This is a genomic window from Roseitalea sp. (assembly GCF_984466335.1).
The window spans coordinates 1-8,522 of the sequence record NZ_CFIFWG010000138.1 but is presented as its reverse complement, the minus strand read 5'-3'; the positions used below and the strand labels follow the sequence as shown (position 1 = coordinate 8,522).

The 8,522-nt window shown below is 65.0% G+C and carries 9 protein-coding genes; 6 read left to right on the top strand and 3 right to left on the bottom strand.

Annotated elements, in window-relative coordinates; genetic code table 11:
- A partial coding sequence (locus AC5E6L_RS11995; protein ID WP_491773561.1) for a hypothetical protein occupies nt 1-725 on the bottom strand: 725 nt, incomplete at its 3' end.
- 243 nt (nt 726-968) lie between these two features.
- Nucleotides 969-1,769 (bottom strand): hypothetical protein, encoded by an 801-nt coding sequence (locus tag AC5E6L_RS11990; protein ID WP_491773559.1) that lies wholly within the window; start codon nt 1,767-1,769, stop codon nt 969-971.
- A gap of 92 nt (nt 1,770-1,861) precedes the next feature.
- On the opposite strand from AC5E6L_RS11990, the gene AC5E6L_RS11985 reads away from it, so the two are divergent.
- From AC5E6L_RS11985 to AC5E6L_RS11960, 6 genes are all read left to right on the top strand, one after another.
- Nucleotides 1,862-2,281, top strand: a complete 420-nt coding sequence (locus AC5E6L_RS11985; protein WP_491229655.1) for a hypothetical protein — start codon at nt 1,862-1,864, stop codon at nt 2,279-2,281.
- A 71-nt stretch (nt 2,282-2,352) separates the two neighbouring features.
- Entirely contained in the window at nt 2,353-3,639 is a 1,287-nt protein-coding gene (locus tag AC5E6L_RS11980) for an RsmB/NOP family class I SAM-dependent RNA methyltransferase (RefSeq protein WP_491773557.1), read from the top strand.
- Nucleotides 3,640-3,710: 71 nt separating this feature from the next.
- Nucleotides 3,711-4,235 (top strand): TspO/MBR family protein, encoded by a 525-nt coding sequence (locus tag AC5E6L_RS11975; protein ID WP_491773555.1) that lies wholly within the window; start codon nt 3,711-3,713, stop codon nt 4,233-4,235.
- Between the two features lie 27 nt (nt 4,236-4,262).
- Nucleotides 4,263-4,874, top strand: coding sequence for a 5'-methylthioadenosine/S-adenosylhomocysteine nucleosidase (locus tag AC5E6L_RS11970; RefSeq protein ID WP_491773553.1), 612 nt, complete (start codon nt 4,263-4,265; stop codon nt 4,872-4,874).
- A gap of 9 nt (nt 4,875-4,883) precedes the next feature.
- Nucleotides 4,884-6,446 (top strand): glutamine-hydrolyzing GMP synthase, encoded by a 1,563-nt coding sequence (gene guaA, locus AC5E6L_RS11965; protein WP_491773551.1) that lies wholly within the window; start codon nt 4,884-4,886, stop codon nt 6,444-6,446.
- A 290-nt stretch (nt 6,447-6,736) separates the two neighbouring features.
- Complete coding sequence (locus AC5E6L_RS11960; protein WP_491773549.1) at nt 6,737-7,993, top strand: tyrosine-type recombinase/integrase; 1,257 nt, start codon at nt 6,737-6,739, stop codon at nt 7,991-7,993.
- On the opposite strand, the gene AC5E6L_RS11955 is transcribed toward AC5E6L_RS11960, so the two are convergent.
- Nucleotides 7,947-8,243, bottom strand: coding sequence for a helix-turn-helix transcriptional regulator (locus tag AC5E6L_RS11955; protein WP_491773547.1), 297 nt, complete (start codon nt 8,241-8,243; stop codon nt 7,947-7,949). The two genes, AC5E6L_RS11960 and AC5E6L_RS11955, sit on opposite strands and share 47 nt — an antisense overlap.
- Nucleotides 8,244-8,522: the final 279 nt, after the last annotated feature.

Sequence of the window (8,522 nt, the reverse complement as noted above, 5' to 3'; positions counted from 1 at the left end):
ACGATCTCCGCACCGAGGCTCTCGAGCTGGCGTACCGCCGCCATCACCGCGGCGCGCCGTTCGGGGATTATTGTGTCGAGGAAGAATGGGCCGACATTTTGGGGAACGTCATAGTCGGTCATGGCTTCGGCCCCCTCCCCTCGCGCGATGAACGCCTCCCGCTCGAACAAAAAGAGCGTCACGTCCGGGTTCATCGCGATGAAGCTGTTCTTGCCATTTTCGACGAACACGCGCGTTCGCGAGCGGAATTCGCGCGCGGCGTCTTCCAGCCCGTATCGGAACGCCAGCGGAACGATCGCCTCGATCGCCTCCATCACTTCAGGGTCGGCGGCCTGGCCCGAGAACCGGCCGCACCAGACCGGCAGGTCGATCCGTGTGTCCTGCCACGGCATGCGCCGGGTCTTTTCGCCCAGAACGATCAGGTGGGGCAGAGCCAGGGAACATCCGATCGCCTCGCGATAGGTGGTGCGGGCGAAATGGTCGATCCAGGCGGCGCGCCATCGCGGATCGTCCCGCCGCGCGGCGAAGCGCCGATGGCGTTGCAGATAGGCGTCGAAGAGAATCTCGACCCGGGCATGGCATGCGGCAACCTCGCCGGCCCGATAGGCCAGCCCCAGATCGATCAGCGTATCGAGCGACAATCGATCGGCCGGCGTCGCCGGAAAATCCGTGAAGTCCCGCTCGGCGGCAAAAGCGGCGGCAATGGGAAAGTGAAGGCAAAACAAGACCGCTGCGACACGTGGCAGCGCCGCGCCCGCCAATCTTGCCCAACGGATCCCAAGCGATGCGATCATTGGTCGAACCTCGAACGGAGCCCGACCATGAACCATGCAATGACTGCAAGGCAAGCCGGCGCGTGCGCGATCCTTGCCGCCGAAATCGATGGCTGGAACCGGCAATTGCCCGGACTCGTCCAGGCGGCGGATTAAGGTCATTGTTTGTGCGACCCGGGTCAGCGTCGGCTCGCGTCAATAGCGCCGCAGCGGCAGGCCGGCCTCTTCCATCACCACGTCGCGCGACCGGCAGGGGCCGGTGGTTTCCAGGATCGATCGCCAGTCGCCGTTCCAGGCCGCTTCCTCGATCTCGGCCCGGCGTTCGTCCGAGACCATGTGGAGCATGGCGTAGCGGCGCTCTTCCTCGCTCAGCCTGAGCGGAAAGATGCCGTTGAGCCGCTCGGCCCTGACCTTCGAGCGTTCGATCAGCAAAAGCGTCACATCGGGGTTCATCGCGATGAGATAACCATAGGAGCGAAAATGCGACTGCGACATGGAATAAAGCTTCGATATGGCGTCGGGAATCACATCCTCGAACGCCAGTTCGATGAGCGCGGCCACCGCATGGTCCTGTTCGATCGCCGGCATCCCGTCGCGCCAGCGTCCGCACCAGCGCGGGATCCTGTCGGCCGGCTCCGCGTCGGGATAATGGTTGCTCGGCCCGTTGATGATCGCCTCGAACGGATCGACCAGGTGGCAGCCGATTTCCTGCCGGTAGACGGTCTTCGCAAAGTGATCGGCCCAGTAGACCCGCCAATCCGGATCGTCGGCCCATTGTGCAAACTGCGGCCAGCGCTCCACATAGACCGCCAGCAAAATCTCGATACGCGCCGCGCACGCGTCGGGATCGGATCGCTTTGAATGGTCGTCGGCGTGGAGCAATGCGATGCTGACATTTGGGTGCAGATCGAATGCGTGCGTTGCCGGAAACCGCTCGAAATCAGGCACTTCGAGCGGGGGGCGCGGCTCCGTGGCCCCCGCGGCACCGCTGATCATCAGAAGAACAATGCACAGGAAAGTGAAGAACTTATCCAACCGATCGCTCCATGGTGCAGTCTTCAAGCTGAGCATTGCATTGGAGAGTGATCATGGAAGCGCAAGCATTGAAGATCAAGTCGTCCCGGTGTTCGGAGCTTTTGGCCGAACTGACCCGGTTCAACAGTGACCGGCACCGGGCAGAGATGCGCGAAAGCGCAAAGCGCAACGAGATCACAAACAAGGAAGGTGAGATTCTGCGGCAGGAGAACCAGGTCGCGCGCCTTGAGCCAGCCAGCATGGCGCCGGGAGCAGGTCGCCAGTTGCCGCCGCCCGCGCGTGTGCCGGTCGGCATCGTCGGTGCCGTGACCCACGTCCAACTGGTCGTTGCCAAACGGCGCCTGGAGCGGCTTCGGAGCATCGAGCTGCCGCGCCTTAAAGACGAACTGCGGTTCATTGAAAGGCAGGTGGATACCATTGGCGACAATATTCGCGTGGTCATCGAAAAACGCAGGCAACTCGGCTGTCCATAGCGGTCGCACTTCCCACCGGGCGTCATCTCCGCTAAGCGGCGGCGCATCACATCAACCCGGACCCACACCCGATGCGCCTTGGCGGACGGCTGGCGGCGGCCATTGAAATTCTCGCCGACATCGAAGCGAACGGAAGACCCGCCTCGGTGGCGCTCGCCGACTGGGGGAAGGCGCATCGTTTCGCCGGCTCGGGCGACCGCGCCGCGATCGGCAACATCGTCTATGACGCGCTGCGCCGGCGCGCCTCGCTCGCCTTCCGCATGGACGATGACGGCCCGGCCGCGCTCGTCTTCGGCGTTCCGGCCTTTTCCTGGGGCATGGCGCCGGAAAGGATCGGCGAGGCGCTGGCGGACGACCGGTTCGCGCCGGAGGTGCCAATGGCGCAGCTTGAGGCGGCCGCCGGACGCGATCTGACCTTCGCCGACCCGCATGTGGAAGCCGACGTACCGCCCTGGTGCGGCGATCTTCTGGCCGAAGGCTTCGGCGAGGAATGGGTGGAGGAGGCGAAAGCCTTCACGGCGCGCCCGCCGCTGGACCTGCGCGTCAACACGCTGACCGCGACCCGCGACAAGGTGTTGAAGGCGCTGGCAAGGACCGGCGCGAAGCCGACCGCCATCGCCCGCAACGGCATCCGCATCCCCCCGCCCCGGCGCGAGGGCCGCCTGCCCAACGTGCAGGCCGAGCCGGCTTTCCAGAAGGGCTGGTTCGAGGTGCAGGACGAGGGCAGCCAGATCGTCGCCGACCTCGTCTTCGCGCGGGCCGGCGAGCAGGCGTTCGACTTCTGCGCGGGCGCCGGCGGCAAGACGCTGGCGCTCGCGGCGGCGATGGGCAACACGGGCCAGGTCCATGCCTGGGACGCCGACAGGCAGCGCCTTGCGCCGATCTTCGGGCGGCTGAAACGCGCCGGCACGCGCAACGTGCAGGTGCATGCCGCCGATGACGACCTCGCCCCGCTCGAAGGCCGGTTCGATCGGGTGCTGGTGGACGCGCCCTGCACCGGCTCCGGTGTCTGGCGCCGCCATCCGGACGCCAAATGGCGCCTGACGCCGCAGCAATTCGACAGGCGCTGTGCCGAGCAGCGCGCCATCCTCGACGATGCGGCGCGCTTCGTCCGGCCCGGCGGCTATCTGTGCTATGTCACCTGCTCGGTCTTCGCCGAGGAGAACGAGGCGCAAATCTACGCCTTCGGCGACCGCCATGCCGGCTGGTCGCTGCTGTCGGCGGGCGAGGCCTGGCAGGACCTGTTCGGCTTCGACAAGCCACAGCCCTGGTCTGCGGACCTGAACTGCGTCACGCTCACCCCGCGCGCCACCGGCACCGACGGCTTCTTCTTCGCCGTCATGCAAAAACCGCGGTGAGCCCCTGCAACCGCCTCCGTCGCGTCCCCATATCGAGCCCGGGACAGAACGCTCTAGGACCGGAGACCGCCATGGACGATCGCGGCGCGCTTGACGATCTGACCGGCGGCCAGCATCGCGCGCCCGGCCGGACCGGCAGCCCCGCCCTGCGCCGGCTGTGGCTTGCCGGCTTCCTGCTCCTGACGATGGGCGGCGGCATGCTGATCGGCGCGGGCACGCCGCCCGGCGACTGGTACGCCGATCTGCGCAAACCGTTCTTCAACCCGCCCGACTGGCTGTTCGGCCCGGTCTGGACGGTGCTTTACGCCATGGTCGCCGTGGCCGGATGGCGCATCTGGATGCGCGGCTACAAGGGTTTGCCGATGCAGCTCTGGTTCGTCCAGCTTGCGGCCAACTTCGCCTGGTCGCCGGCCTTTTTCGGCCTGCAACGGCCGGGCCTGGCGCTGATCGTCATCCTTGCCATGGGCGCGCTGACGGCCCTGTTCATCGCCAGGACATGGGCCGCCGACCGTGCGTCGGCGTTGCTGATGACGCCCTATATGGCGTGGGTCGGTTTCGCCGGCCTGTTGAACCTCGCCATCTGGTGGATGAACTGATCGGGCGCTCGCAAAAGGCAGGTCGGGATGCACAAGGCGATCGGGCCGGTTTCGGTCCTCTATGTCATGGCGGCGGACGCCGAATACGGCACCCATCTGAAGACGCGGTTCACGCCGCTCGTCTGTGGTGTCGGCCCCGTCGAATCGGCGGTCAACCTGACCCGGTCCCTTGCCGCGCACAGGCCCGACATCGTCGTCTCGCTCGGCTCGGCGGGCTCGCGCACGCTCGAACAGGCCGGGGTCTACGGGGTCGCCTCGGTCGGCTATCGCGACATGGACGCTTCGCCGCTTGGCTTTGAGAGGGGCACGACGCCCTTTCTCGACCTGCCGGCAGAACTGCCGTTGACGGTGCTGGGCGCGGCGCCGGCCAAGCGCCTTTCGACAGGCGCCGGGATCGTCTCGGGCGCGGCCTATGACGGCATCGACGCCGACATGGTCGACATGGAGACGTTTGCGCTTCTGCGCGCCTGCATGGCGTTCGACGTGCCGCTCGTCGGCCTGCGCGGCATTTCCGACGGCGCCGAGGATCTGAGGCGTTTCGAGGACTGGACGCAATATCTGCACGTCATCGACGAAAAGCTCGCGGCCGCTGTCGATGAGGTCGAGGCCGCCATTGCGAATGGCGCGCCGCTGTCGTAGGCGCTGGCCATGGCAGATGCATCGCGCCCTGACACCGTCCTGATCGTCGATTTCGGCTCCCAGGTGACCCAGCTCATCGCCCGACGCGTGCGCGAGACGGGCGTCCATTCGGAAATCGTGCCGTTCCAGTCGGCCGAGGACGCGTTCGGGCGGCTCGATCCCAAGGCCGTCATCCTGTCGGGCGGCCCGGCCAGCGTGCCCGAGGCCGGCAGCCCCCGCGCGCCCGGCATCGTCTTCGAGAGCGGCCTTCCGGTGCTCGGCATCTGCTACGGCCAGCAGACCATGGCGGCCCAGCTCGGCGGCACGGTCGAGAGCGGGCACCATCGCGAGTTCGGCCGCGCCTTCATGACCGTCGAGCGCCAAAGCCCGCTTTTCGAGGGTGTTTGGGCCGTCGGCGAGCGGCATCAGGTCTGGATGAGCCATGGTGACCGCGTGACCCGCCTTCCGGACGGCTTCGCGGTGATCGGCGCCTCGCCCAACGCGCCCTTCGCGGCGACCGCCGACGAGGCGCGGCGCTATTACGCCGTCCAGTTCCACCCCGAAGTGGTGCACACGCCCGACGGCGCGAAACTGCTGTCGAACTTCGTCCACAAGATCGCCGGCCTCAGGGGCGGCTGGACCATGGCCGCCTACAGGGACCAGGCGATCGCCGCCATCCGCGCGCAGGTGGGCGGGGGCAGGGTCATCTGCGGGCTTTCGGGCGGCGTCGACTCGTCCGTTGCCGCGCTGCTGATCCACGAGGCGATCGGCGACCGGCTCACCTGCATCCTGGTCGACCACGGCCTGATGCGCATGAACGAGGCGGCCGAGGTGGTCGCCATGTTCCGCGAGCACTACAACATCCCGCTGGTCCATGTGGATGCGTCCGAAACCTTCCTTGCGGCGCTCGAAGGTGAGAGCGATCCCGAAACCAAGCGCAAGACGATCGGCGGGCTGTTCATCGACGTGTTCGAGGCGGAAGCCGGAAAGCTCGGCGGCGCCGATTTCCTCGCCCAGGGCACGCTCTACCCGGACGTGATCGAGAGCGTCTCCTTCACCGGCGGCCCGTCGGTGACGATCAAGAGCCATCACAATGTGGGCGGGCTGCCCGAGCGCATGAACATGGCGCTGGTCGAGCCCTTGCGCGAACTGTTCAAGGACGAGGTGCGCGCGCTCGGCCGCGAGATGGGCCTGCCCGACCGGTTCATCGGCCGCCATCCGTTCCCGGGTCCTGGCCTTGCGTTGCGCTTGCCGGGCGGTGTGACGCGCGACAAGCTCGACATTCTGCGTCAGGCGGACGCGATCTATCTCGACGAGATCCGCAAGGCCGGCCTTTACGATGCGATCTGGCAGGCCTTCGCCGTGCTGCTGCCGGTGCGGAGCGTGGGCGTGATGGGCGACGGCCGGACCTACGAGCATGTCTGCGAGCTGCGCGCGGTGACCTCGGTCGACGGCATGACCGCCGACTTCTATCCCTATGACATGGGCTTTCTGGGCGCGACGGCGACGCGCATCATCAACGAGGTGCGCGGCATCAACCGCGTGGTCTATGACGTCACCTCCAAACCGCCCGGCACGATCGAGTGGGAATGATTCCGAAGCGCCGGAGACGTTCGGCAGCTATCGGACAAACCCTCTCAAATCACTGATATAAATAACAAAAAGCCTGGCTCATATTCGCCTGCTATCGTCCTGCAGAGAAGTGAACCGACGGATCGGCTGACGGGCCGAGATAGGCTTGCCACATTTGTGTTTCGGGCATACCGTCATCTTCACAAGCCCAGTTGACGGTAGTTTTTCTGGCTTATCGGATTGATAACGCTAGAAAAATGAGGAGGTGGAGGCACCGCACTGAGCTGACGGTATTCGCGAAAGGAACCGCCGTGCTCACTGATGTCACCCTCAAGAACCTCAAACCCAAGGCAAAGCCCTATAAGGTTAGCGACCGCGACGGGATGTATGCCCACGTCGCTCCCTCCGGCCGGATCACGTTCCGGCTCGATTACCGACTCAACGGGCGACGAGAGACCGTGCTCCTCGGCCGCTACGGACCTGCTGATCTCTCGCTGGCGCGTGCGCGCGAGAAATGCATCGACGCCCGACGAATGGTCGGCGAGGGCCTTTCTCCTGCGCAGGAGAAGCAACGCCAGAAGCGGCGCCTGAAAGAGGCGAAGAGCTTCGGAGAGTTCGGCGAGCGCTGGTTTCAGAAGGCGCCGATGGCCGACAGCACACGAGCGATGCGCCGTTCCATCTTCGAGCGCGAGCTTCGCCCCGTATGGCAAAAGCGGCTGCTGACCGAGATCCTGCCAGACGATCTGCGCGATCTCTGTGGGAGGATTGTTGATCGCGGTGCGCCGGCCACGGCCATCCACGTCCGAGACATCGTGAAGCAGATCTACGGCTTCGCGATCCTGCACGGTGAGAAAGTGAAGAACCCGGCCGACGAAGTCGGCCCGGCATCGATCGCGACGTTCAAGCCACGCGACCGATCATTGTCGGCAGCTGAAATCCGCATACTGCTGAAACAGATCGAACACGTCGCGACGCTTCCGACGATCCGGCTCGGCGTTCATCTCTTTCTGCTGACAATGGTGCGTAAGAGCGAACTGCAAGACGCCACCTGGGACGAGGTGGATTTCGAGAACGCGGTCTGGACGATCCCAAAGGAACGAATGAAGCGGTCGCGACCGCACAACGTTTACTTGGCGCGGCAGGCGCTCGACATCATGATCGCGCTAAAGACGTGTGCCGGCAATTCTCGTTACCTCCTACCGTCCCGGTACGATGCGGATGCGCCGATGTCCCGCGCGACTTTCAATCGCGTGACGCAAGCCGTCATCGAGCGTGCACAGAACGAAGGCCTGCCATTGGAGCATTTCACGGTTCATGACTTGCGACGGACCGGGTCCACCATCCTGAATGAGCTTGGCTTCAACAGTGACTGGATCGAGAAGTGTCTGGCTCACGAGGACGGAAGGTCGTCACGCGGCGTCTATAACAAGGCCGAATACGAACATCAGCGCCGCCACATGATGCAGGAATGGGCTGATCTGATCGACGCCTGGGTTGAGGGCCAGCAGCGGGCCCCAGTCATTACGCCTCCCACGACGGCGACGCCGCTGCTCGACCCGTCCCTCTGACGGGACGGGTCTTGCGGAGCCGGACGTCTGGATGATGGTTGGATGAAACCTGCTTGCCTCTTCTAGAGGCAAGCCAGGCCTCGACCTCGGCGAGATCCCAAACGACGCAGCGTGGGCCAAGAGCAAAGCGGCGTGGAAACTCACCGCGCTGCTCCATCTCGTAGATCGTCGTGTCCGCGAGCGGCACAATCTGTTTGAGCTCATGCCGTCGGATAGTCCGCGGCAGATCGTTGCTTCGTTGTTTCGTCATCTCGATCTCCATTTGCATGCTGAAGAATGCCGGAGATTGACCGTGAAGGAAGACGTAGCTGGGCGTAGTAGCGCAAAGACAGGGGGGAAGGACCTTCACCGGCGGCCCGGGCCAAACGACGCCTCACGAAGCTGAGGGCTGGCTGACAGCTCTTGAGAAGTTCGAATCTCACTTGCCCCCGACCCGATTGACAAACCGGTTTGCAGTGCGCAGTGTTTGGGCAGTCACCTGGGGAGTCCCGACAAGGGGCTGAGAAACTGATGGCGCCGGCTGGCGCAG

Coding starts and splice junctions, on each gene's coding strand:
- AC5E6L_RS11980 (WP_491773557.1), top strand. CDS start 2,353: ATGCGCCTTGGCGGACGGCTGGCGGCGGCCATTGAAATTCTCGCCGAC.
- AC5E6L_RS11990 (WP_491773559.1), bottom strand. CDS start 1,769: ATGATCAGCGGTGCCGCGGGGGCCACGGAGCCGCGCCCCCCGCTCGAA.
- AC5E6L_RS11975 (WP_491773555.1), top strand. CDS start 3,711: ATGGACGATCGCGGCGCGCTTGACGATCTGACCGGCGGCCAGCATCGC.
- AC5E6L_RS11985 (WP_491229655.1), top strand. CDS start 1,862: ATGGAAGCGCAAGCATTGAAGATCAAGTCGTCCCGGTGTTCGGAGCTT.
- guaA (WP_491773551.1), top strand. CDS start 4,884: ATGGCAGATGCATCGCGCCCTGACACCGTCCTGATCGTCGATTTCGGC.
- AC5E6L_RS11970 (WP_491773553.1), top strand. CDS start 4,263: ATGCACAAGGCGATCGGGCCGGTTTCGGTCCTCTATGTCATGGCGGCG.
- AC5E6L_RS11955 (WP_491773547.1), bottom strand. CDS start 8,243: ATGACGAAACAACGAAGCAACGATCTGCCGCGGACTATCCGACGGCAT.